This is a genomic window from Candidatus Chloroploca sp. Khr17 (assembly GCF_004138165.1).
Taxonomy (GTDB): Bacteria; Chloroflexota; Chloroflexia; order Chloroflexales; family Chloroflexaceae; genus Chloroploca.
The window spans coordinates 65,327-88,620 of the sequence record NZ_RYFF01000001.1; the positions used below are offsets into that span (position 1 = coordinate 65,327).

22 protein-coding genes are annotated in these 23,294 nt (G+C 57.6%); 8 read left to right on the forward strand and 14 right to left on the reverse strand.

Features of this window, described 5'->3' with window-relative positions:
- The first annotated feature begins 162 nt into the window (after positions 1-162).
- From EKD05_RS00280 to EKD05_RS00290, 3 genes are all read left to right on the forward strand, one after another.
- Positions 163-492, forward strand: coding sequence for a hypothetical protein (locus EKD05_RS00280; protein WP_129670310.1), 330 nt, complete (start codon positions 163-165; stop codon positions 490-492).
- The gene (locus EKD05_RS00285) at positions 489-866 is read left to right on the forward strand and encodes a hypothetical protein (RefSeq protein ID WP_129670311.1); all 378 of its coding nucleotides are present in this window, start codon (positions 489-491) and stop codon (positions 864-866) included. Before EKD05_RS00280 ends, EKD05_RS00285 begins: the two co-directional genes overlap by 4 nt.
- A 253-nt stretch (positions 867-1,119) precedes the next feature.
- Positions 1,120-1,656 (forward strand): adenylyltransferase/cytidyltransferase family protein, encoded by a 537-nt coding sequence (locus EKD05_RS00290; protein ID WP_129670312.1) that lies wholly within the window; start codon positions 1,120-1,122, stop codon positions 1,654-1,656.
- A 55-nt stretch (positions 1,657-1,711) separates the two neighbouring features.
- Here EKD05_RS00290 and EKD05_RS00295 read toward each other — a convergent pair whose 3' ends face one another.
- The 7 genes from EKD05_RS00295 to EKD05_RS00325 form a co-directional block, all read right to left on the reverse strand.
- Entirely contained in the window at positions 1,712-2,752 is a 1,041-nt protein-coding gene (locus tag EKD05_RS00295; RefSeq protein ID WP_129670313.1) for an NAD(P)-dependent oxidoreductase, read from the reverse strand.
- A 12-nt stretch (positions 2,753-2,764) separates the two neighbouring features.
- On the reverse strand, positions 2,765-4,036 hold the full coding sequence (locus EKD05_RS00300; RefSeq protein WP_129670314.1) for a DUF190 domain-containing protein: 1,272 nt from the start codon (positions 4,034-4,036) through the stop codon (positions 2,765-2,767).
- A gap of 197 nt (positions 4,037-4,233) precedes the next feature.
- Entirely contained in the window at positions 4,234-5,520 is a 1,287-nt protein-coding gene (locus tag EKD05_RS00305; protein WP_129670315.1) for a dihydrolipoamide acetyltransferase family protein, read from the reverse strand.
- A gap of 3 nt (positions 5,521-5,523) precedes the next feature.
- On the reverse strand, positions 5,524-6,501 hold the full coding sequence (locus EKD05_RS00310) for an alpha-ketoacid dehydrogenase subunit beta (RefSeq protein ID WP_129670316.1): 978 nt from the start codon (positions 6,499-6,501) through the stop codon (positions 5,524-5,526).
- A gap of 1 nt (position 6,502) precedes the next feature.
- Positions 6,503-7,570 (reverse strand): pyruvate dehydrogenase (acetyl-transferring) E1 component subunit alpha, encoded by a 1,068-nt coding sequence (gene pdhA / locus EKD05_RS00315; RefSeq protein WP_129670317.1) that lies wholly within the window; start codon positions 7,568-7,570, stop codon positions 6,503-6,505.
- 15 nt (positions 7,571-7,585) lie between these two features.
- Positions 7,586-8,053 (reverse strand): CBS domain-containing protein, encoded by a 468-nt coding sequence (locus tag EKD05_RS00320; RefSeq protein WP_129670318.1) that lies wholly within the window; start codon positions 8,051-8,053, stop codon positions 7,586-7,588.
- 264 nt (positions 8,054-8,317) lie between these two features.
- Positions 8,318-10,180, reverse strand: a complete 1,863-nt coding sequence (locus tag EKD05_RS00325; RefSeq protein ID WP_240695552.1) for a VanW family protein — start codon at positions 10,178-10,180, stop codon at positions 8,318-8,320.
- 420 nt (positions 10,181-10,600) lie between these two features.
- Here EKD05_RS00325 and EKD05_RS00330 point away from each other — a divergent pair, with 420 nt between their 5' ends.
- Both EKD05_RS00330 and EKD05_RS00335 read left to right on the forward strand, forming a co-directional pair.
- On the forward strand, positions 10,601-11,359 hold the full coding sequence (locus EKD05_RS00330) for an SDR family oxidoreductase (protein ID WP_129670319.1): 759 nt from the start codon (positions 10,601-10,603) through the stop codon (positions 11,357-11,359).
- A gap of 5 nt (positions 11,360-11,364) precedes the next feature.
- Positions 11,365-11,673, forward strand: coding sequence for an MGMT family protein (locus EKD05_RS00335; protein ID WP_240695553.1), 309 nt, complete (start codon positions 11,365-11,367; stop codon positions 11,671-11,673).
- A gap of 186 nt (positions 11,674-11,859) precedes the next feature.
- Here EKD05_RS00335 and EKD05_RS00340 read toward each other — a convergent pair whose 3' ends face one another.
- The 6 genes from EKD05_RS00340 to EKD05_RS00365 all read right to left on the reverse strand — a co-directional run bounded on the left by EKD05_RS00340 (position 11,860) and on the right by EKD05_RS00365 (position 18,714).
- Positions 11,860-12,663 (reverse strand): hypothetical protein, encoded by an 804-nt coding sequence (locus EKD05_RS00340; RefSeq protein WP_129670321.1) that lies wholly within the window; start codon positions 12,661-12,663, stop codon positions 11,860-11,862.
- Between the two features lie 68 nt (positions 12,664-12,731).
- Positions 12,732-13,649: a photosynthetic reaction center subunit M gene (gene pufM / locus EKD05_RS00345; RefSeq protein ID WP_129670322.1), complete on the reverse strand. Its 918-nt coding sequence runs from the start codon at positions 13,647-13,649 to the stop codon at positions 12,732-12,734.
- Between the two features lie 71 nt (positions 13,650-13,720).
- Positions 13,721-14,656, reverse strand: a complete 936-nt coding sequence (locus tag EKD05_RS00350) for a photosynthetic reaction center subunit L (RefSeq protein ID WP_129670323.1) — start codon at positions 14,654-14,656, stop codon at positions 13,721-13,723.
- A 401-nt stretch (positions 14,657-15,057) separates the two neighbouring features.
- A complete protein-coding gene (locus EKD05_RS00355; protein WP_129670324.1) occupies positions 15,058-16,221 on the reverse strand; it encodes a sugar MFS transporter in 1,164 nt (387 codons plus the stop codon).
- Entirely contained in the window at positions 16,222-17,505 is a 1,284-nt protein-coding gene (locus tag EKD05_RS00360; protein WP_129670325.1) for a glycosyltransferase, read from the reverse strand.
- Between the two features lie 303 nt (positions 17,506-17,808).
- Positions 17,809-18,714 (reverse strand): AEC family transporter, encoded by a 906-nt coding sequence (locus EKD05_RS00365; protein ID WP_129670326.1) that lies wholly within the window; start codon positions 18,712-18,714, stop codon positions 17,809-17,811.
- Between the two features lie 207 nt (positions 18,715-18,921).
- On the opposite strand from EKD05_RS00365, the gene EKD05_RS00370 reads away from it, so the two are divergent.
- From EKD05_RS00370 to EKD05_RS00375, 3 genes are all read left to right on the forward strand, one after another.
- Entirely contained in the window at positions 18,922-19,305 is a 384-nt protein-coding gene (locus tag EKD05_RS00370) for a response regulator (RefSeq protein WP_097654913.1), read from the forward strand.
- A gap of 123 nt (positions 19,306-19,428) precedes the next feature.
- The gene (locus tag EKD05_RS25590; protein WP_165360515.1) at positions 19,429-19,587 is read left to right on the forward strand and encodes a hypothetical protein; all 159 of its coding nucleotides are present in this window, start codon (positions 19,429-19,431) and stop codon (positions 19,585-19,587) included.
- Between the two features lie 22 nt (positions 19,588-19,609).
- Positions 19,610-21,028 carry a nitronate monooxygenase gene (locus tag EKD05_RS00375; protein ID WP_129670327.1) on the forward strand — a complete coding sequence of 473 codons (1,419 nt, stop codon included), beginning with the start codon at positions 19,610-19,612 and terminating at the stop codon, positions 21,026-21,028.
- A gap of 39 nt (positions 21,029-21,067) precedes the next feature.
- Here EKD05_RS00375 and EKD05_RS00380 read toward each other — a convergent pair whose 3' ends face one another.
- On the reverse strand, positions 21,068-23,287 hold the full coding sequence (locus EKD05_RS00380; protein WP_129670328.1) for a serine carboxypeptidase: 2,220 nt from the start codon (positions 23,285-23,287) through the stop codon (positions 21,068-21,070).
- Positions 23,288-23,294 lie beyond the last annotated feature (7 nt).

The following is a 23,294-nucleotide window of genomic DNA, read 5'->3' on the forward strand; positions in this document are numbered from 1 at the left end:
CTGGAGGTTTGGGGGCCTGCGGCCCCCAGGAATCTTTCTTTCGCTGGAAAAAAGTCAGCATAGCTGGCTTTTTTCCAGCGAAAGAAGCCAGGTTTTGGGGCGTAGCCCCAGCAATCCTTGTTGCTCTGGTTCCCAACCAGAGCAACAAGAGGGGTTTTCTGTATGAACTTCTTCCGGCGTTTGTTTGGCGGTCAGGCCCAACAAGAAGATCCTGCGCTGCACCTCTATGTGCAGTGCAGCCGTTGTGGCGCACCGGTGCATGTGCGGGTGCATCGCTACAATGATCTCACCGTGCTCTACGATGACAACGAGAGCGTCGAAGGCTACCATTTGCGGAAAGAGATCATGGATGCGCGCTGTTTTCGGCTGATGTATGCCGAACTCACCTTCGACCGGAAACGCAATGAGATAAGCCGATCGATCGAGGGTGGAGAATTCATTACGCAGGAAACCTATGCCCAACTTGTGGCTGAGCAAGCGAGGTCGGTGTGAAGGTCTCTCTGGCTTTTTTAATTCCGCTTGGGGTGAGTGCGCTGCTTGGCTGGATCGGGGGGAGTGCGTTTCGCTGGACGAGTCCCGAGCAAGCCTGGAATCTCTTTACGGCGGCCTTTCTCTGGACACTGATTTCCGCAGCGGGAACAACCATTGGTCGCTTTGCCGGTGAACGGGTGCGCCGGGGCAACTGGCGCCGCGGGCTCTGGCTGGCAAACACGCAGACTTTTCCTTTGACGACGGTGTTCCTCACGGCCGCGTTCTTCGTCGGTGCGCCTTCTGGTGGATCAGTGGTGGTGATTCTCTACGTATGTACTCTGGTGGTGGCAGTAGCGATGAGTTTGCTTGGCGTATTGAGTTCGCCCTATCGCTGACTCAGTTCCCATCCTTTGCAAATAAGACGGGTTGTTTGACGCAAAGGCGCCGAGGCGCAAAGCTCCGCATGGAGATGGATCAAACCTTTGCGTCAAATCATCAGAGATGTCATGCACAGACTACGCATGCGTTCGCACATAACAAACCTAACGGGTTTGTAAACAGGAGTGACGGCTTTAGCCGGCTAAAGCCGTCACTCCTCAGACACAAATCGTCTAGGCTTGCTATAGCATTATCAAAAGGCACGCACCAATGGCAATTTGTACGTTGGAGACGCTGGTTGAGGAACGTGCTCACTGGGGAGAACAGGGTTTGCGTGTGGTGTTAACCAACGGGATCTTTGATCTGCTGCATGCGGGCCACGTGGAGTATCTGACGCGGGCACGTGCGCTTGGGGATCGGTTGATTGTCGCCCTCAACTCGGATGCGTCGAGCCGAGCGCTCAAAGGGGCGCAACGTCCGCTGATCCCCGAAGAGGATCGGGCGTTGCTGTTGAATGCCTTGCGCCCGGTCGACTATGTGACCGTCTTTGCTGAACTGACCGCCGAGCACGTGGTAGCTGCGTTGCGTCCCGATCTCTATGTCAAAGGGGGCGATTATGCCAGCACGCCCGATCTTTCACCAGATCTGAGCCGCTTGCCCGAGGCAAGACTGGTGCTCAGTTATGGCGGTGAGGTGCAACTGTTGCCGTATAGCGCCGGTCGTAGTACGACCACGTTGATCGAGCGGATCGTGACTGTCTATGGACGCGATCCCTTGGCTCAGGACGAAGCCTCCAGAAAACGCTGATGGTACGCACACAAGATGCGAACTGGGCTGACATCTTGTGTACGTACCATTAGCGTTAAAAGAAGACCTTGACTACCTTGAGAATTCCCTGGTTCCAGGGGACACGGTGCGAAACGCCGGTGGCATGCTGGAAATCGCCGAGGTGGTTGATGTACCAGCGATAGTTGCGCACCAGCGCATCCTTGTTGGAGTATTTCGGTTCAAACCCCAGGATGCGGGCGGCTTTCTCCACCGAAACAAAAGAATCTTCGGTGACCGTGCCATAGGCCCATTTGTAGACTGGCGAAAGCTTGAGGCGTTCGAGCACGACCAGCGCTGCCGTCATCGGGGCAGCCGGGAAGGTGATAATCTTTTTGCCAAAGCCGGCAGCATCCAGAACGGCCTGAAAGTCCTCTTTGATCGTTGTAAAGACTTTGGCACCAATATTGAAGGTATCATTGACCTGTTCGCGCTCAAGCGTTGCGCAGCGATAGATTGCTTCGCACAGGTCTTCAACATCAAGCAACTGATAACGATTCTTGCCGTTGCCTGGCAGCGGGAAGTTTTTGCCGTCTTTGGCCCAATCGTAGAGCATCGCAAAAATGCCGAGGCGTTCAGGTCCAATAAACGATTTGGGTCGTAGAATCGGGACGCACATGCCTTGTTCACGATAGCTGAGGCAGATCTGCTCGGCTTTGACTTTGGCTTCGCCATACGGCCCAACCCCATCCATTGGATCGCTTTCGAGCAGCGGATGATGATCGGGAATGCCATAGACGGCTGTGGTTGAGATGTGGATAAAACGCTCGACATTCTGGGTCTGCGCCGTCTGAATGACATTGCGCGTGCCGTCAATATCGGTCGAAAAGATGTCTGCGGGTTTGTAAAGAGGAAGGGCCGCAGCGGTATGGACAACGATGTCAACCCCCGCCATAGCACGTTCAACCGCGGCCTTATCACGAATATCGCCAGTATGCACTTCGACACGATCACGTTCGGGGTAGTCGAAGGGGGCAATATCAAGCGAACGCACAGCATAGCCGCGCTCAAGCAAATACCGGGCCAGGTTGATGCCTAAAAACCCGGCCCCACCAGTAATCAAAACCGTTTTACTCATATTCCAGGTACCTTATTCACTCTGTTGCAAAAGAGCTCGGACGAGTCCACCAGGCGCTATTATACCCAATAATGTCTGTTCGCCATTCACGACGGGCAATTGGGTCGCTTGAAGCTCGATCAGGCGATGGGCCGCGTCGATCAGGCTCATCTCGGGGACAAGGGAAGGAGGCGGCGGCTCAAGCAGTTCAGCAAGGGGACGATCGCGCCCTGGCAAGCTGGCCTTCTCTGGGGGCTCAGGCTGCTGAAGGGCGATCAGTAATTTCGTTCGTTCTTCGCCAGCCAACCCCTTCAAGACTGAGCCAAGGGTGAGCATACCAACGAGGCGACGCTCAGGATCAAGGACAAAGAGCGGCTGAAGGCGCGTTGCCAACAGTTGCGTCAGGGCATGGTTGAGCGGTTGCGTTGTGGTTGCCGCTTGAAAGACCGTCTGCATCACTAGGCTCACCGGGGGTGGAGGTTCAGCCTCACGCACTGCGGATTCATCAGCACTGCTCTGGGCTTGCGTTACCGCTTCACGCAAGATAGCGTCTTCATCAAGCAGACCAACGAGTCGGCGGTGACGATCCACCACAGGTACCTGGCGGAGGCCCCATTCGATCATCGTGGTCAGCGCCTGCGGGATCGCGATCGTCTCCATAACACACCGTGGTTCCGTCGTCATGATGCTGCCGACCGTGAGGTCGTTCAGCCGTTGCACGAGCGGTTCACGTTCAGCAGAGGTTAACCTGGTGAGCATCCAGACGGGCATCCGTAGCGGTGAACGCCAGGTTACATCCTGGTCGGTCAGGGTGCCCACGAGCTGGCCAGTCGCATCAACCACAGGTAAAACCGCAAGTTTATCGGTGACCAAATGGCGCAAGGCCTCAAGCAACGGGGTAGCACTGGTAACGGTAGGAGGTTCGGTTTGCATCAGATCGCCAACCGAGCGATCAGCGCTGAACGGCCCGCGCGCACGCAACGTCGCGCGATAGACAGGCACCGGCTCGCTGGTCACCATCGCCTCACCACAGAGATCGTCGAGCAGCGGCAAAATGCGGACAACCCGCTCGGGGCGATCTAGCCATTCGATGATGACCGGTAGATCGTACCCCGACTCATTGAGCATGGCGAGACGACCACGCTGCCCCGGCCCAAACCCGGCCAGCCCCGTCAGCGCCGTGGCTCCGGTCGCCCCGGCACTGCGGAGCCGTTCGAGAATCGCCAGATAGAGTGGGCCACCTTGCCACTGATCGCTCTGGCTAAGATAGATGCGCACCCGCTGAACACTTGCCTCAACCGCCATCACATGTTCCTCCTCCCGTGATTATAGCGCAAAGCATGGCGGCAGGGCAATGGCTCCCCGTCCTCGCCCTGAAGGAGAAACTGTTGCTTGCCTTTGGCTCGGGGTCAACGGCGCATGAAGAGACCTCACAGGTCTTGATGCTGGCGTCCCAATGCGAACGAGCAGACCTGTGAGGTCTTCTTTGCAAGGTATTGATCCTAGATCAGGATGCTCAACGGGGTTTCGAGCAAAGCTTTGAGTTGCTGGAGAAACTGTGCCGCTACTGCGCCGTCCACGACCCGATGATCGGCACTGAGCGTGACGGTCATGACCTGACCCACGACGATGGCATCGTCACGCACGACTGGGATTTTGCGGACGGCCCCGACCGCGAGCGAGGCCGCCTGGGGCGTGGTGATGATCGAGCCAAATTCGCTGACGCCAAACATACCGAGGTTCGTGACCTGAAAGGTTGCGCCCTCGATCTCGTTCTGCTTGATCTTGCCCTCACGTGCATTGTTCGCCAGGGCGCGGATCTCAGCGCTAATCGTGCCGACACTCTTTGTGTCAGCATCTTTGATCACCGGCGCTATCAGGCCATCATCAAGCGCGACGGCTACACTGACATTGATTGCTGCGTGATGCGCGATCGCCGGTTGCCCATCTTCACCGACCACAAAGCTTGTATTCACGGCTGGCATCGCTTTGAGGGTCTTGGCCACCGCTTTGACGACCAGATCATTGACCGAGAGTTTGACCGGCGCGGCACCTGCGGCATTGAGTTGCTCACGCAACGCCATCACCGCATCCATGTCGATCTCCATCGAGACATAGATGTGCGGAATACCTGGCTTTGCCTCGGTCATGGCGCGCGCAATCGCTTTGCGCATCCGCGACATCGGTGTCGCCGAAGCCGGGGCCTTCGGGGGCGCTGCCGGGGCAAGCGGGGCCGGTGTCGGTTCCGGCGGCGTGGCTGGAACCGACGCCGGTGCCACAGGCGCAGGTTTCGTGCCTGTCAGCGTGGCCGCGTAGGCTTCGACATTCTCTTTCACAATGCGCCCGCCCGGGCCTGTCCCCTCTACAAGCTGCAGGTCAATGCCGAGTTCACTGGCAATGCGTCGGGCAACAGGCGACGCAAGTACTCGCCCATTCTCGTCACTCCCACCGGAACTCGCTGCCACCGGGGCAACCGCCGGAGCCGCTTTCGCCGGGGCCGCAGGTGGGGCCGCACTCGCCGGAGGTGCCTTGACCACCGGGGCTTCTTCCACCGGGCCATCCCCAATGTAGGCGATCACTTCGCCAATTGGTACCGTCTGACCCTCAGCCACCACAATCTTCTGGAAGGTTCCCTTCTCGAACGACTCCAGTTCCATCGTCGCCTTATCGGTTTCGATTTCGGCGATAATCTCACCAACCTCAACCTGATCACCTGGCTTTTTGAGCCAGCGCCCAACCGCACCCTCCGACATCGTATCAGACAGGCGCGGCATTGTTATCTCACCCATAGCTCACTCCATCACCTTGCGAATCGCGTAGATCAAACTGTGCGCACTCGGCTTTGAGGCCGCCGAAAGATCTTTGGCATAGGGCAACGGGGTTTCGATGCCTGCGACGCGCTGAACCGGTGCGTCAAGATAGTCAAAGGCCTCTTCTTGGATCGTGGCCGCAATCTCGGCGGTGACGCCATACGAATACCAGTCTTCGGCGATTACGACGGCGCGGTTGGTCTTTTTGACCGACGCGATGATCGTCGGACGGTCAAGCGGGCGCAGCGAACGTAGATCAACCACTTCAACACTGATGCCCTCGTTCGCCATGCGCTGCGCAACTTGCATCGCTACGGCCGTCATCCGTGAATACGAAATCACTGTTACATCGGTACCAGTGCGTTTAACCTCGGCCACCCCGATCGGCACCACAAAATCGTCATCCTCGGGCACATCGCCCTTGGTATCATACAACGCCAGACTCTCGATGAACATCACCGGATCATCGTCGCGGATCGCAGCCCGCAACAGCCCTTTGGCATCATACGGGGTTGCGGGGGCCACAACTTTTAGGCCGGGACAGTAGGCAAACCAGTTTTCGAAACTCTGCGAGTGGGTCGCGCCGAGCTGGCCGGTGCCACCCGAAGGGGTGCGGATCACCAGGGGCACCCGCACTTGCCCACCAAACATGTAGTGGATTTTCGAGGCATGATTCACAACCTGATCAATCGCTACAAGGATAAAGTTGATCGTCATGATTTCGACGACTGGGCGCAAACCAAGCATTGCTGCACCAATCGCCACCCCGACAAAACCCTCTTCGGCAATCGGGGTGTCAACCACCCGCTTGGGTCCATACTCTTGCAGCAAGCCCTCGGTAATCCGGTACGAGCCTTGAAAGACACCGATTTCTTCACCCATCAAAAGCACATTCGGATCGCGTTTTAATTCTTCGCCAAGTGTATCGTTCAACGCCTGACGATAGGTAATGATCGGCATCTTACACCTCTCCCCGATTGATCTTCACCGCCGCGAGTGCATCTTCGGGGCCAGGTGTATTGGCAACTTCGGTGGCATACATAAACTGATAGAGATCCTCGATCTTTGGATCGGAACTCGCATTAGCAAAATCGATTGCCTGCTGAATCTCTTGTTCAACCTGATCGGCTGTGGCTTTGAGCCAGGCATCATCAATGATCGCATGTTCATGCAGCAAGGTCGCAAAATTGCGCACCGGATCGTGCTCCTGGCGGCCTTTACGCACAAACTCAGGGTTGCGATAACGATCCGAGTCGATCACCGAGTGCCCGCGAAATCTGAAACTGACCATGTCAAGGATCACCGGATCAGCCTCGCGCTCGGCATAATCACGCAGACGGCGGCAAGCATCACGTACAGCCAATACATCAGTGCCATCGATCTGCTCACCATGAATGCGGAATGAAGCCCCCTTCTTCCAGAGATCCGGCTCCGAAGAGCCCATCGCCACCGAGGTTCCCATGCCATAGCCATTATTGACAATAAAGAAGAGCACCGGACACTTCCAGAGTTTCGCCAGGTTGAGCGACTCATAAAAAGCCCCGATATTCGTTGTGGCATCGCCCATCTGGGCCACCACGACCCCGGATTTTTCCTGATAGCGCAGGGCGTAGGCAGCACCGACCGCAAGGGGCACTTGCCCCCCGACAATCGCATAGCCGCCCATAAAATGACGCTCGGCATCAAACAGGTGCATCGAGCCACCCCGCCCTCCACTCACCCCGGTCTCTTTGCCGAATAACTCGGCCATAATTGGCCCGGGTGGGGTTCCGCGTGCCAGCACATAGCCATGATCGCGGTAGTTCGTGAAAATATAATCTTCAGCCTTCAAGGCGGCCATGAGGCCAACAATTGTCGCCTCCTCACCAAGATTCAGGTGGCAATAACCACCGATTTTTGCCTTCACATACATCTCGCCCGTACGCTCCTCAAAGCGCCTGAGCAAGAGCATCTGATAGTAATAGTGACGTAACTCATTGGCATCTTCGTCGACCAGCGACGGGTATACCACATTTGCTTCTTTGACCATCTGGTCACTCCTCAGTTACATACCAGGCGGCACCACATCGTGAATAAACGCCGTCGCGCCCGCGCCGCAACTGGGGCAGTAGTCAGGTGGTTCCAGGCCACGCACACTCTCACCGCAGATACCGCAGACCCAGCGCATCGCAATCTGGCGCACAAGATCCGACCGACTCACAATTCCGATCACTTTGCCATCTTCGACGACCGGCACACGCCGAATCCGTTGATTGGTCAAGAGGTGCTGGATCTGTTCAACTTCGGTCTCAGGCCCAATCGTGATGACCCCTCGACTCATAATATCACTCACGAGACGCCCCTGCCGAGCGATGAGGTCAAGCTCAGTCACCAGACCAATCAGAATGCCCGCCTCATTGACGACTGGCAACCCACTGATCCGATTCCGCGCCAGCAAGCGTGCCGCGTCTTCGACGGTGGCATCATCCAGGATTCTGATCACCTCGGTGGTCATGATCTCGCGAGCCTTCATTGCCCACTTCCTTCTTTGCTGTCGCCTTTTTCACTTAATTGTGACAAAAAGCACAAATATCATTCTCAAAAAAAGAGAACGCCTTCAGGTTCAGTATACCAGACATTGCCGCGGGTTACACCCCCAAACAAGCTTGCTGCAGGGCCGTAGGCCCAATCCTTTTCCAAGAAGATCACACAAAAGTGCGAAGCGTGAGCGCACCTTCGCGGAAGCCTTTGCGTCAAAACAACCACCTTTTTTGTAAGGTGAGGGCCGCAGGCCCCTTTACCGCCCCGTCCCTCGCACATAAATATTCGGCCAGGGGCGAAACTCCGTCGCAAAGGTCTGCCGTGATGACTCACCTCCCCTGGTGATCGTACGATACAATTCGATTGTGATCCCACCGCGCGCCACGTCGCTCTGCCGTACATAACCCACCGGTTTCGTCGGATCATTCACGTAGACCGGGGCGGTAGGCGCAGGCATCCGCGCAACCACACGGTGATCATAGGTCACCGTGCGACCCGTTGGCGTCCCATAGAGGGCCACCGACAGACGCTGCCGACTCAGATCCACATAGCTCTCCATCAAGAGCCAGTGACCAGTATCATTGGTAAAACGCAGATCGTTATACGGGGTGAAAATGGCCGCATCAAACCCTGGTGGTTCTCCAAGTTCTTCATACCAACTGATGCGAAAGGCATGGGCATGGCGTTCATTGATCGGCACGCCAGCAAAGAACGCCGCCCGAAAGACGGTCGTTGAAACTTGACACAGCCCACCACCCCACTCCTTCTGCGTCCGGTTGTTGACAATCGCCAAACCCTCGACAAAGCCATTTGCGGCGTCAACCGATCCAAGCTGATCATTGAAGGAGAAGCGTGCCCCCGGCGGGATCAGCACCCCATGCATCCGCCGCGCTCCCGCACGAATATTGGTAATGCGATACTGCTCAGAGTTCGCAAACGAACTGACGCCCGAGGCCACCTGATCGGTAATGCCAAGGCTTGCCAGATTATTCGCCGTCACCGGTGGCGGGATCGCCACCATTGGTAGCTCGATTGTTCGCTCTTCGTGCGCCAACAGCGAACGTATGTCAGCGACCGCCTGATCAACGTCCATGCCCTGACCATTGGCTCCAGGGGCCGTAATCACGAGGTTGCCGCCATTCCAGGCAACCCTCGGCAAGGTGCCCTCTTCACGTACCGCCGTGGCAAGTGGGCGCAACAGGTTACGGATCTCCGTGGGATCAAGGCTAATCGCATAGGTCGGCTCACCATCCTCACCAACGATGCGTCGTACACTCAGCCACGAGGCCAGTTCGTCAATTGACCATTGCCATTGACAACCCTGCCCACACGCTCCCGTTGAGCCGTTGAGCACAATGGGCTCACTGAGCATCAGGCGCAGTTCATCGGCAAAAGGCGCCACCTCTGCATCACGCAAGCGTGGCTCAACCTCGCGCGTGCGCACGACCACCGGGCGCCGTACCAGTTCCTGGACAGTCGCCGTCATATCGGCCACCGTCTCGTCAATCAGCACCTGGCGGCCCCAGTGTTCTGGTTGCTGCACAACCGTGGCACCCTGAAGCCACAGCGCTGCATCACGCGGCGGATCTTCGATCGTCGCAGCAAGGCCAAGCAGATATTGCTGCATCACCTGCTGATCAATTTCAAGGCGAAGCGGCAGATCCATGCCCTCTTGCCAGACGGTCGCCGCCATGCGCACATTCTCGAGCCTGGTCGCGCCTCGCCCATAGGCCAGCGCCTCATCCAGTGCATCGTCGAGCACCAGGCGCAACCCAAGCTCATCAGCCGCAGGATGCCAACTCGCCTCACCAAACTGCAATTCGACCGGATTATAGAGAAAAGCCCCGTATGCCCGTTCGACCTCCGCCCGGGCCTCTTCGACCGTCATCCCACTCACATCAACCCCTCGAATATGGATATTTGGGTAGATGCGTTGCTCGTATTGACGCTCAGTGAAGAGCAAGGTCAACGTAAGGGCTGCCGTCATGCTCGCGACAATCACGAGCACCAGGATCAACCACTCGATCAGATGCCGAAAGAGTGATGTACGCCGACGCGGTTCTGGCACATCATCAGCCAGCCGCTCGTCGCTTATATGGTCAGGAAACGATGTTGACACAGCAATCCCACGGAAAGTGAACCCAACTGTTGCGCTATGCAACGAGAACTAATATGAGTGTACAACCCTAGCCATGGCTCTGTCAAGAAGCAGCGTGCTGAGGTATATGACGATTGCATCTTCCGTGTATGCACCCGCCAGGGCACCCGCCAGGGCACCCGCCAGGGCACCCGCCAGGGCACCCGCCAGGGCACCCGCCAGGGCACCCGTACACCGGATCCGGCCCCCGGCCTGTAGTAGGGGCACCCCTGGCGGGTGCCCTGATAAAGCGTCTTTTTGTATCCGGTTGCGTATGATGCAATCGCCCTGCATAACCACCTCCTGGCACAGATCTGCAAGGCAAAAGTGTTGTATCATGGCCGCGAACAGGCTGTTCCTCTGGCGATGAGGCCAGAGTCTGATCATAGAGGAGGTTACGTGATGGTTGGACAGTTCACTGGCAAGGTGGCGCTGGTAACCGGAGCCGGCTCGGGAATTGGACGGGCAAGTGCGCTCGCTTTTGCCCGCCACGGGGCCAAGGTGGTGGTGGCTGATATTGCCGAGGCCGCAGGCGAAGAGACGGCCGCCATGGTCCGTGCCGAGCAGACTGATGCACTCTTTGTACGCACCAATGTTTCGCGCCGTGCCGATATCGAAGCCCTGGTGAATCTGACGGTTGCTACCTATGGCCGACTTGATTTTGCCCATAACAACGCTGGGATCGAGGGCGCACGCTCGATGATGGACGCGTACCCCGAGGAAGTCTGGGACGAGGTGATTGGCATCAACCTGAAAGGGGTCTGGCTCTCGATGAAGTACGAGTTGCAGCAGATGCTCAAACAGGGCAGTGGCGTTATTGTCAATACCTCGTCCGTCGCCGGTTTGACTGGTTCGCGTGGGGTTTCAGCCTATGTGGCGAGCAAGCATGGCATTATTGGTTTGACCCGCGCCGCCGCCCTCGAATATGCCCGTAGTAATATTCGGATCAATGCGATTTGCCCCGGTACGATCCATACCGCGATGATTGACCGTTTTACTGGCGGCGATGAAGCGATCTTGCAGGAATTTGCCGAAGGGGAACCGGTCGGACGCCTAGGCCAACCCGATGAAGTTGCCAGTGCCGTTATCTGGCTCTGTTCCGATGGTGCTTCATTTGTCACCGGCGCAACCATCCCGGTTGACGGCGGCAGATTGGCCTGACACTAGTGCAGAGTTACGAGGCGATTTATGCCGTCGTGCGCCAGATCCCGCCTGGGCGCGTCAGCAGCTATGGGCGCATTGCTATACTGGCTGGTTTTGGTGGACAGGCGCGGCTGGTGGGCTATGCCCTGCATGCCCTGCGCCTGTCTAGTGAAGATGAGGTGCCGTGGTGGCGGGTTGTCAATCACCGCGGCCTCATTACCAACGCCTACGAACCTGCGTTGCAACGGGCCCTGCTCGAAGCTGAAGGGGTTGTGGTTGATGCAAACGACCGGATCGATCTGCGCGACTATCTTTGGGATGCGATCCTCTAGCCCCAAGATGTTGCCAAGAGGCTCTCTGAAAAGGCGACGGTTTGCTTCGGAGTGCCGGCTTTAGCCGGCTAAAGCCGGCACTCCAAGGGCACACCACGTGGTGGCGCACGATGCTGACACCCTTTTCAGACAGCCTCCAACATAGGCACCTTTGCGCCTCTGCGCCTTTGCGTCAAACACGACCCTCTAGCCCTCACTCGCGAGATGACGCAGCAACGCCACCGCCGGAGCCATATCTGCGCCCACGGCAAGACGATACACGCCTGCTTTCACCAGGGCCGCGCAGGCTTGCTCCTCGGTCTTTTGCTGCAATTCGTGCTGAGCCAGCGCAGCTTCCAGCCGTTCAAGTTGGCTCGCCTGTCCGGTTCTTTGTTCGACCAGGCATGTGACCACCCGTTCAGCATGGGTTGCCCGGTTGCCCGTACCCTCACTGGCATGCCCCCAGACGCGTAACCCGTGCGCCAAGCTGAGATAGACCGTCTGCTCGGCCAGCAGCGCCATCTCCGCTTCAATGGATGCCCTGGTAAGCGCACTGACAAGCCCCACTTCGCCACTGAGCAGAACCGCCATCCCGTCAAGCACGAGGCCAGCCATCGCAACAGGCAGCCGGTCGTGACGACTTGCGAGCAACAGGCCAAGATACTCGATCACCTGAGGCACAACCACGGCCTCGTTGCCGCTCAACCCCGGGGTCAGAAACGCCACCGCCACACCCTGCTTCAGGTCAGCACTGCACAGATTGCTGCCCTGAGCAGCGACGACCGTATCCGCATATCTCCGTACCACAAAACGCGACGATGCCATCGCCTCAGGTTCATCAGGCTGGGGGGCTTGCACGAGCAGATGGAGTCTTGCCGGGGGCGTGGAAGCACGCAATGAGGCAGGCAACGTAAGCCACTGGCGAAAACAACGCAGCAGCATCGGCTCAAAGCCTACCGCAGCATGCACAACCAGAGGCACACCGAGCAGCGGCACCTCAAATGACAACATATCAGCAGAGCCCCCGCTATGCGGAGGCTCTGCCCATAATGAACGATCTTCAGGCAACGCAGAGGGCCTTATTGACCGGGCTGAAGGAACTGCGGATAAGCAATCCCAGCCTCGACCCCCCACTGGAACCAGTTATTGACAAAATCGGGCATCGAGAGGAAGACACCGATGGCACCAGTCACCCCACAGAGCCAGGCAAACCAGAAGGCCCAAATGTGGATCGAGTACGCATTGGCATTGAAGCCCATGCACCAGCGCCAGAAGAGTTGCGCCCGCTCGGTACCGGTACCAGGGGCCTGCAACTCGTCCCACTCTTCGTGGGCGGCATACTTCTCAAGCGCCCAGATCGTACCAGCATGCATTGCCAGCAGCACTGTTGAACCAAGCAGGAAGAAGATCGAGAGCATATGGAACGGGTTGTAGTAGAAGTTCCCGTAGCGCACGCTCACGTTATTCGTCCAGTCAAGCAACGCCTTGAGGCCATGCGAAGGCGCCTCAGACCAGTCGGCCATCCACATCGGGCGAATGATATAGATCACGAGGTAGAGAATAATCGCACCGGTGAAACCATACGCCAGATAGGGCTTGATGCCAAGCGTCCTTGCACGGGTATAGAGATGCATATACCAGCAAAAGATCGAAATCGTCAGGAAGAAGGTCGAAATAAGCCACCAGCCACCCTGATGGAGGGGGGGAAAGCTAAGGCCATAGAAACTAGCGGGCGGGTCGATCTGCAAGACAAAGAAATACTTCGCAAATGCAATCGGGTTCCAGTTGACCTGCATCGCCATTACCGACAACCAGATAAAGGTAAAGATCCCACCGGTCACATACGCCGCAACATTCCAAAGACCAAGGAACGTCGGGCCAATCTGGCTATCCAGGCCGAAGTTTTCAAGGACAGGGAGCTCTATCGCCTTGCCGATCCGTCCCTGCGGATTAGGCCCCAGTTCAAGATCGCCGGGGGTTCTATTCATTGTCGCCATAAGACTACTCCTCAACTGTGTAGGCAAGCGCTGGTTCAAAGGATAGGCAGCACGCCCTGCTCCTCAGCGGCTTACACCCCACTCCACCAGGGAAGGACATTCCAGAAATTCCAGAAACTCACCCAATCCTGCACGGGCCAACCCGAGAAGAGGATACAGAGATTAGCTGAGAGAACGCCACCGCAGGCAAAGATAAACCCAAGACGATGGATGCCTGACTCACCAACCGAGTAGACAATTGTATCGCGGAAGAAGATATTCTCGATATCTCCGCCTTCAGGCCCACGATATTGCGCTGCACTCAAAATAAGTGAGCCGTGAGCGGCAAGTAGCCAGGTTGAGCCAAAGAGCCCCGTGATCCCGATCGCGTGGAAGGGGTTGTAGAAGAAGTTGTTGTAGCGGTAACCAAAATTAGAAACCCAGTCGAGGTGGGGCATAACACCAAGGACAAAACCTTCGTGCCACATCCCGAGGGCGATGGGCCGAATAATCTGGAGGGTCACCCAGGCCGAGAAGACAACACCATAGGCAACAGCAATATGGTAGCCCATGTTGAGCTTCATACTGATGTCAACCTGGCGCATCATCCAGCCAAAGAACGCAATCGTGGCAAAAAGTACGGTCATCTGCCAGACAAAACCAGGTTGCCCAGGGCTGACCAGGGCCAGACCTACTTCGGCAGGCGGAGGATCAAGGCGTCCGGCAAAAAAGTTCTGCGGTAGCGAGAACGGTCCGTTGACGACGGTTGCATTGAGGTAGAAGTAGCTACCGAAAATAATCCCAAGGACAGAAATAAACCCCCAGAAACCAACGTAGAACGGCCCCACCCAGAAATCAAAGGGGTCATTCTTGAAGAGGGCGCTGAAGGTTGTTTTGCCCTTAATCTTATATTCGGGCTCCATCTCTTCGATCGTGCGTCCCCCCGGAACTCGTGTTGAACGCGCTCCTTCTTCCACAGTAAAACCAAAATCGGGGAAACGTGGGTCCTTTGCCTTCGTACCACTCATGGCCGGCTCCCTTTCCAGGACGACTCAGTACAGCGGGGCATAACATTACGCAATAGGGATGCGCCAGTTGGGCATGCCCCCATTCGTGTCGCATACTCAGGGGATCTTGCAAGAAAGACAAAATCTTACGCGCTTGGACGAAGTATAATACGCTTGAATAGGGTTGTCAAGCAAGAGTTCGCAACCATTTTTTTCGCATTGCAATCAGAAAAAGTCCTGAAGGGGCCGTTTTTTTAACCAATGAGCCGCAACAATTTGTCTTGCATATAGTCAACGAACGCCATCTGAGCCGGTGGCTCAGATGGCATTCTTCACGGCTCGCTCTTGCCCGTGACCTGCCAGATGTGACGGGGCATGGATTGGCAGTCACCCATAGCGAGCGGGACGGCTTTGTTGTCTCGCTACAACTGTTGCGCACGTCGGCTAACTACCACCACTGCACAGGCCAGGAGGAAGACGATACTCGTCGAAATGACGACGAGCAGCGCAACCGCCGGGGGGCCAGCACGACTGAGCACCAGGCCCATCAAGGGGGGAATGATGGCACCGCCACTGTTGCCAATGGCAAGGGCCACCGCAGCCGCCGTGCCTCGGCCCCCCGAGGTAACCGCAACCAGGGCCATCGTGGTGGGGAAGATCGGGCCGAAGGCCAGCCCGAGCACCAGCAGCGCCCCTATCGAACCGGTCGGATTGCCAACCATGAAGAAGAGCAGAACCGAGCCAGACAACAAGAGCATGATCGTCATCAAAAGTACCTGGAGGGCACTGAAACGCAACCCGAGCAAAGCACCTGCCCCACGTCCGAGGGTCAGGGCGAACCAAAAGCCTGCAACGGCAATGGCAGCTTGCGCCGGCGCCATGCCAGCCCCGATCTCCAGATAGAGGGCGGCCCATCCCCCGAGGGCAATTTCGGTGCCACTGTAGACAAGCAGCAAGCAACCCAACAGCAAGACAAGCAACCACGGGACAGAACCGTTGAGTGTGCCCTCAATAGAGACATCGGCTTCCGCAGCCAACAGAGCCAGGGGAAACAGCCCAAGCAGCAAGCCAGCCCCAAGCCAGAGCGCTGGCAAAGGGCTTCCCCATTGGGCAAGCGTGCGACCTGCCACCAGCGGGCCGACAATCGAGCCAACCCCAAAAAAGAGATTGATCAGGTTGAGCGCCGAGGTGCCCCGTACCGGAAACAGCCGTGGCACAAGTACGCTCCCCGCCGAGAGGATCGAGCCAAAACCAAGCCCACCGAGACCAGCGAACACGAGCAAGAGCGTCAGATCCCGACTGAGGCTTTCGCCAAGGATGCCGAGCCCCATCATCAACAGCCCCAGACTCAACACCGTACGCTGACCATAGCGGTCGCTAAAGGGGCCGACCACAAACTGCACCAGAACAGTCCCAAGCGAAAAAGCGGTAAACTGACTGCCGATCAAAGCCACGTCACGACCAACATTTGCGGCCAGCGCACTCAAGTTTGGCCCAATGGAGGCCAGGCTAAGCCCTGCGCCAAAATAGACGGCGCAGAGCAACGCAAGGGTTGGCCCCCGGTTGAGCCGTGGCAGGAGGGCCACTTACGAAACCTGCGCAACAGGACGGCGGAGGGCACGGGCATGCTGGCGCTCGCGCACCAGCGTTTCGTAGATAGCACTCATGCGGCGGGCAATGCCCGGCCATCCATATTCCGTGGCCCGCTGGCGGGCACCTGCACGAAGCTGCGTCGCCAGCAACGGCCTGTCTAGCACCCACGCAATCCGTTCCGCCAGCGCGTGGTGATCATCAGGAGGGACGAGCAGGCCACTGCGTCCATCTTCGATCGTCAGCGCAAGGCCGCCGGCCCGCGAGGCAATCACTGGAACACCAGAGGCCATCGCCTCGAGCGCAACAAGGCCAAAGGACTCGTAGTGGGAAGGAACCGCAACCAGATCGGCAGCCGCAAAATACGCTGGCAGCAACTCTTGCGGCTGGGCGCCAAAAAAGCGCACATGATCGGCGACCCCCAGATGGGTACGGAGCGCATCGAGCCGACGCTGCTCGGCATTCCACGCCTGAGGCCGGGTTTCGGGTTCACCACCGATCAGCACCACACGAAGCTCATCAGCATCTGGTCGGCCCTGCTCGCGGAGTAACGCCAGCGCCCTGATTAGGGCATCCATCCCCTTCAACGGCTCCATTCGTCCAGCACAGAGCAACAGGCGTTCATTGGCGGGCAACCCAAGACGCTGACGTGCAACAGCCTGATCAGAAGGGTGAAAGCGCTTGAGATCAACCCCACACGGAGCAACGCTGATCCGGTCGGCCTCGGCCCCATAATTCCAGACCATCTGGGCACGGTCGAGTGAGGTTGCAGCGATGACTGCATCCACCTCGTGCATCAAGCGGCGTTCGATCGCAATGCGCTGGTTCGTCTCAATCTCTTCCTTGCTTCGGGCGACACTATTTTTCAGGGCACCGAGGGTATGGAACATATGCACGACTGGCACGCCCCAACTACGACGGAGGCGGAGCGCCGCTTCACCTGACAACCAGTAGTGACTATGGATCACATCATACGACAGATCTTCGCCATCAGCGAAACAACGTACGCGGCTCACAAACTCGGGCAAGTGAACCTGCACCAGATTCTTATCGTACGGCGCAGCGGGGCCCGCATGCAGATTAATCACCCGGACGCCACACGAGAGGGGTTCAATGGTTGGCGTCGCACGGCCCTGCGTACGGGTAAAAATATCAACCGGAATGCCACGACTCCCCAATTCACGGGCAAGTTCGCGGACATAAACATTCATCCCGCCAGCCTCTTTGCCCCCCAAACGGGCCAGCGGGCTACTATGAACACTCAACATTGCAACACGCACGAACGATCGCTCCTGATAAAAAGAGACGGAAGGGCAGCAGGATCATCCTGCACCACATCCGCCCATCCATGGGTATATTCATGACAAAAGCATAGTGGGCCAGGGCCCACCATGTAGAGTTATACCACTGTTTCGCTCTTCCCACAAGCAGCGTCCAGGAACCTCCCAGGGCTGAGGCAAAGTCGTTGGGGCTGCGCCCCACACCCCAGTTTTTGGTTCGGTTTGGCGGCTTCGCCGCCAAACCGAACCAAAAAATCGTGTGGAGCGGCGAAGCCGCTCCACACCCCACCGCCGACCGGCGGATCACAGCAACACGAGCACAATCGCCAGCGTCACAATGCTCACCACATTTGAGAACAAGACCGTTGCCGTCACAAATTCAGGCAACAGTTTATTCTCCATCGCAATGATCGAAACCAGCACAGCCGTAGGCATACTGGCCTGCAAAATCCCAACATTGCGTTCGAGGGCTGGCAGCATAAACCAGCCAACCGTCGCGAACGCGAGCACCGGCCCGCTGATCAGCCGGATCGAGCTCGAAATCAGCAGATCGGCACTGAGTTTCGGCACCCCCGCATTAGCCAACTGCACGCCAAGCACGAGCAGCATCGTCGGGATCAGCGCCCCAGAGAGCAGATCAAGCGGGCGACTCACCACAGTCGGCAAGGCAAGCCCCGACCAATTGACAAGCAAGGCCGGAAGCAGCGCAAGCAGAGCCGGGGTCTTGAAGACCTGAATGACAATGCGCATACTAAATCCATGGCTAAAATTGGCTGCCGAGACACAAACGATAAAGGCAAGCACAAGATTAGCAAGGAAATAGATCGTGGCAATGCCAAGCGCCTCGGGGCCTTCGGCAAATTGAATGATTGGCAGCCCAAAATTGCCAACATTGCCAAACGCTGCGATCATCACATAGGCTGCCGTCATCGCGGCTGAACGGCGTAAGAGACGGGCAGTGACAAAGGCGATCACAATCGAGCCTAGATAAACCAGGGTGATGAAACCGATCATTCGCCCTGCCAGCGCAGCTTCAATGCGGGTCTGGCTGAGCACATTGAAGACAAATGCCGGGGTGAGGATAAAATAGGCCAGACGCGAAAGGGTACGTGCCTCGAATTGAAGCCGCGGCCCGGTTATGTAGCCAAGCAAGACGAGCGCAAAGACGGGCACAAGCACGTTGAGAAAGATTCCGGGCAACTGGGTCATGATGATCTGCTCCTGCGGCAAACGTACCTTCCTGGGGCAACAACCCGTCAATGATACCATCAGTTGTTACCCCAAAGGTCAAAGGCTTTTTTTCTTTCTCTCTTGCCCGCAATAGCACGGTATGCTACAATTGCTCTCACAAAAGGTACGGTTCGCTTGAGCGATCGAGACTGGCGGTTGAGTTGCCAGTAAAATAGGAGTTGCGTCATGCCTGATGGCTCTGGCCGCAATCCAGCAATCGTGCTCGTTGAAGATGAGCCCGATATTCTGATTATTTTGCACCGTCTCATGCGTGATATGACCGGTGGCTACGACATTATCACTGTGAATGGTGGTGCCGATGCCTTGGCGCAGATCGCCCTGCGCCCCGTTCCACTGGTTATTACCGACTACAATATGCCAGGGATGAATGGCTTGCAGTTGGCCTCGGCAATCAAAGAGACATCGCCCGATACTCGTGTTGTAATGATTACGGCCTATGCAACGCCTGAGCTTGAAAAACGTGCTCGCGAGCAGCGCGTTGACTATTATCTGCCCAAACCATTTGCCCTCGATCGCCTTGAGCAGATTGTACGGGATGTTCTTCGTTAGGCGCTGTCTCAGGTAGCACGTCTGACTCGTGTGACTGTGAGAACTCTGTCACGTTGTTCTCATTGATTGGTTACACTTCACCGAGTAGGATACCTTCGCATGTTTAGATGCGGAGGTATCGTTATGCAAAGTGTGATCAATCTCTTTCCGCTTATCCTGCTCGGGGTGATGTGTCTGTTGACCTTCATCCTCTTACCTTTAACCCGGGAAGAGACGCCGTATATGCAAGAGGAACGCCAGCGTACCGATCGTTTGAAGGTGCCAGTGCGTGATGAGACTTAGTTGTATTGGCAGGAGAGAAGCTATGTCAGCAGCGTCACTGCCTCCAGTTATTCAAGGGGGAATGGGCGTCGCAATTTCGGATTGGCGACTTGCCCGCGCCGTTGCACGCTGCGGTCAACTGGGGGTCGTCTCGGGGACGGGGGTTGATACAGTGCTGATGCGACGGCTGCAGGATGGCGATCCTGACGGGCATATGCGCCGCGCCATGGCGCAGTTTCCGATGCCACATGTCGTCGAACGGATGCTCGAACGCTATTTTCTGCCGGAAGGCCGCCCCCCTAACACGCCCTACGCGCTCTTGCCGATGTTTCGGCAAGAGACACCGCGTACGCGCCAGGAGATCGCGATGCTCGGGGCCTTCGTTGAGGTGACGCTGGCGCGCGAGGGTCATCAGGGGCCGATTGGCATGAACCTGTTGACCAAGGTGCAACTGCCCAATCTCCCGATGCTCTATGGATCAATTCTGGCCGGGGTTGATGTTGTTTTGATGGGGGCGGGCATTCCACGTGATATTCCTGCGGCCCTTGATGCCCTGGCCGAACATCAGCCCGCGACGATGGCCTTTGATGTCGAGGGGTTGCCGTCGGGGGCAAACGCGTTGCTGCGCCTTGACCCAGGTGAGTACTGGGAAGGCCCAAAGCCGACGTTGCGTCGCCCCGCTTTTCTGGCGATTATTGCGAGTAATTCGCTCGCAACGATGCTCGCGCGTAAGGCGAGTGGCCGCGTTGATGGATTCGTTGTGGAAGGTCCGACTGCCGGTGGTCACAATGCTCCCCCTCGCGGCGAAATGCAACTGAACGAGGATGGTGAGCCAGTCTATGGCCCCCGTGATGCGGTTGATCTCGCGAAAATTCGTGAGCTTGGCTTGCCCTTCTGGGTCGCTGGTGGCGTTGGTACCCCCGAGGGGTTGCAGCAAGCCCAGGCTGCCGGGGCGGTTGGGATTCAAGTGGGAACCCTCTTTGCGTTTTGCGAAGAATCGGGCCTTGCTCCCGAATATCGATCTTCGATTCTGGCCGCTGCCGTGCGTGGTGAAGTTCAGGTACGAACCGATCCGCGAGCGTCGCCTACCGGGTATCCCTTTAAGGTGGTACACTGGTCAGACGATCCGGGGGCTGAAAAACCTCGTGAACGCATCTGCGACCTCGGGTATCTGCGCTCGGCCTATGTGACCCCCGAGGGTGAGATTGGTTTTCGCTGTGCCAGTGAGCCAATTGCGGCGTTTGTGCAAAAGGGTGGGGCCATCGAAGAGACCGAGGGGCGCAAGTGCCTCTGCAATGCGCTGATGGCCAATGTGGGCTTTGCCCAACAGCGTCGCGATGGCAGCATCGAGCCGCCTCTCTTGACGAGTGGCGATGAGTTGCAGAATATTGGTGACTTCCTCGGGGGACGCACGAGCTACTCAGCAGGTGATGTGATTGATTATCTGCTCGGTGAGCGTTGAACGCTCGCCGAGCAGCAGCTAAGACCGCGCTCTTCAACCTCAACGGCGAACCTCTTCGTCGCGGGCGGATTGGGGAAGGCGACGGCTGATCTGGCTTCCAAGGGCCATGGCGCCCTGGATCGTCCATTCGCGTACCTGGGTGCTAGCCTGGTGCCAGACCGATTCTTGCACGCCTTTCGCCGCTTTGGGCAGGTGCTGCAATTTTTCGTGCGCCTCGGCCTGCGTGCGTTTGAAGAGGGCAGAATCGGCGTGCAGACGGGCAGCAAGCGCACGTCGTTGCGCAAAATCTTCCTCGGTAACATACGCTTCGAATGAACGCAAGCCGGCCAATTGAAAGTTGTGTTTCTTGAAGAGCCGGTAGATCTCCTTGACCCGCTCGATCGAAATATTGCGCCCTAGCGTATAGTCCTCGAAACGTCCATCCATCGCCAGCAACGCCGTTTCGGCAAGACAGGCGTACGCGGTGCCACGGGGTAGGCCAATGTCGTAGCCGATATCGGTGACGCCCGGAATCAAGACCTCACCGCTCTCGATCACGAGCACATCCGGCCTCAGCGCAGCTTCGGCGGGGCTGATATCGGGGGGGCGCGCCACATCGCAGATCACGGCACCGGGTTTGCAGCGGCTAATATCAATAATGCGTTGCCCAAAAGCCGAGGTTGCCGTCACAATCAGATCGCACTGCTCGACCATATCTTCGGTATGCGTCGCGATGACGACCCGTGAGCCGGGGGCCTCTTCCTCGATCGCACGTTTGAGGGCGATGAGCTTTTCGGGCTCGATCGAGACCAGCACCACATCATGAATCGCCTGGGCCAGCAGGCGCGCACAGACCGACCCAATCGATCCGGTAGCCCCAATGATCATCGCCCGCCCGTGGGCAAGATCCGTCGCGCCCATCTTGATCACCGCCTGTTTGGCCGCTTCGAGCGTGGCTGCAACCGTCAAACTATTGCCACTGGTGATCGCTAGCTCGGCCTCGTGGGCCACCGTAATGCCGGCGTCGCCAACCACACTGGTAAAAGCACCGAGGCCCATAATGCGTGCGCCGAGGCGTTCCGACATCCGGGCAGCGATATTCAACTGGCGATAGGTAAAACGCTCGTGGTGGCGCATCATCTGGCGCGGGGTTGCCCCCAGGCTAATCAAGTGACCTTCGATCCGTTGACCGGTCGCGGGCGAGACACCGCCCTTGATCTTGCCCAAATAGAGGGGCGGGACATAGGCCGCCACCGCCTCAACCAGACCATCCGGCAGATAGCGGGTCCAGCGAAACACCTTATGCTGATGAATGAACTTCACGTTCAGTGGGTGGATGACAAAAGCAAACCGATTGATCCCTGCTTCACTTGGTTGCAACGGATAGACTGAGGGCATCCAGTTCAATTCGGCCAGCAGATCAAGATAGGTATCTTCGCGGAGGGGGGCATCGGGCGAGGGTCGTAACGCGACGAGGGCGGCCTCGATGGCGGCGGCTGAGCTATGCCGAGGATCGGCTCCTTCAAGCAGCGCATCGAAGAGCGCAACCACCAGCGAAACCCCTCGTTCGCGCAAATCAGCGCGATCCTCTTTGGTCACAGCGGTCGTCACAACAAGTTTATGTTTGAGGTCGCGGGGTGCCCAGCGCCGGATCAGATCAACATCACCGGCAAGCACATCGGCCCAGTGGAACTGAGCGGCTGCACGCCGCCCGCCTTTCGTAACGGGCGGGTGGGCGAGTTGGGCAAAGCTGAGTTCGCGCAGGCGATCAAGGGTTGGCCCGGCCAGACTATCGAGGGTGATACGGCTCCCGATTCCAGGTAGGGCCGGCACCCCAAAATAGAGCACCGGATCGGCATAACGGACAGCCCCGACGCGGCGATCAAGCGCATGGCTGAGGCCCTCGTGGTTGAGGCCAGGCACCATCAGCACGCGTTTCTGGCTGAAAATGCCCGGTTGCGCTTTCTCGACCAAGGTCACGGCCCAGCGTTCAAGCATCGCCCGTGCCCCGCTGCCATCCACCGTGGGCGTATGGTGCGCGGCGGTCAGCAGGCGTTGACCAGGCGGATAGGCCCGACTGGCATTGCCCAGGCGTAAACGACCAGGCATCCCTTCAAGACCAATGGCATCAACCTGTCCATCGTGCGCCAGAATCAACTCGCGGGCCTGTTCAACATCACCGGCACATCCGATCCGGCGCATCGTAATCGCCTGCCCGAGCAATTTGACCGTAAGCTGCTCATCACCTCGACCCGGATGAATAATCACGATCGTTTTCACAGACACC

Coding starts and splice junctions, on each gene's coding strand:
- EKD05_RS00300 (WP_129670314.1), bottom strand. CDS start 4,036: ATGGCGGTTGAGGCAAGTGTTCAGCGGGTGCGCATCTATCTTAGCCAG.
- pufM (WP_129670322.1), bottom strand. CDS start 13,649: ATGGCGACAATGAATAGAACCCCCGGCGATCTTGAACTGGGGCCTAAT.
- EKD05_RS00370 (WP_097654913.1), top strand. CDS start 18,922: ATGCCTGATGGCTCTGGCCGCAATCCAGCAATCGTGCTCGTTGAAGAT.
- EKD05_RS25590 (WP_165360515.1), top strand. CDS start 19,429: ATGCAAAGTGTGATCAATCTCTTTCCGCTTATCCTGCTCGGGGTGATG.
- pdhA (WP_129670317.1), bottom strand. CDS start 7,570: ATGGTCAAAGAAGCAAATGTGGTATACCCGTCGCTGGTCGACGAAGAT.
- EKD05_RS00310 (WP_129670316.1), bottom strand. CDS start 6,501: ATGCCGATCATTACCTATCGTCAGGCGTTGAACGATACACTTGGCGAA.
- EKD05_RS00350 (WP_129670323.1), bottom strand. CDS start 14,656: ATGAGTGGTACGAAGGCAAAGGACCCACGTTTCCCCGATTTTGGTTTT.
- EKD05_RS00340 (WP_129670321.1), bottom strand. CDS start 12,663: ATGTTGTCATTTGAGGTGCCGCTGCTCGGTGTGCCTCTGGTTGTGCAT.
- EKD05_RS00280 (WP_129670310.1), top strand. CDS start 163: ATGAACTTCTTCCGGCGTTTGTTTGGCGGTCAGGCCCAACAAGAAGAT.
- EKD05_RS00290 (WP_129670312.1), top strand. CDS start 1,120: ATGGCAATTTGTACGTTGGAGACGCTGGTTGAGGAACGTGCTCACTGG.
- EKD05_RS00375 (WP_129670327.1), top strand. CDS start 19,610: ATGTCAGCAGCGTCACTGCCTCCAGTTATTCAAGGGGGAATGGGCGTC.
- EKD05_RS00305 (WP_129670315.1), bottom strand. CDS start 5,520: ATGGGTGAGATAACAATGCCGCGCCTGTCTGATACGATGTCGGAGGGT.
- EKD05_RS00330 (WP_129670319.1), top strand. CDS start 10,601: ATGGTTGGACAGTTCACTGGCAAGGTGGCGCTGGTAACCGGAGCCGGC.
- EKD05_RS00295 (WP_129670313.1), bottom strand. CDS start 2,752: ATGAGTAAAACGGTTTTGATTACTGGTGGGGCCGGGTTTTTAGGCATC.
- EKD05_RS00320 (WP_129670318.1), bottom strand. CDS start 8,053: ATGAAGGCTCGCGAGATCATGACCACCGAGGTGATCAGAATCCTGGAT.
- EKD05_RS00365 (WP_129670326.1), bottom strand. CDS start 18,714: ATGACCCAGTTGCCCGGAATCTTTCTCAACGTGCTTGTGCCCGTCTTT.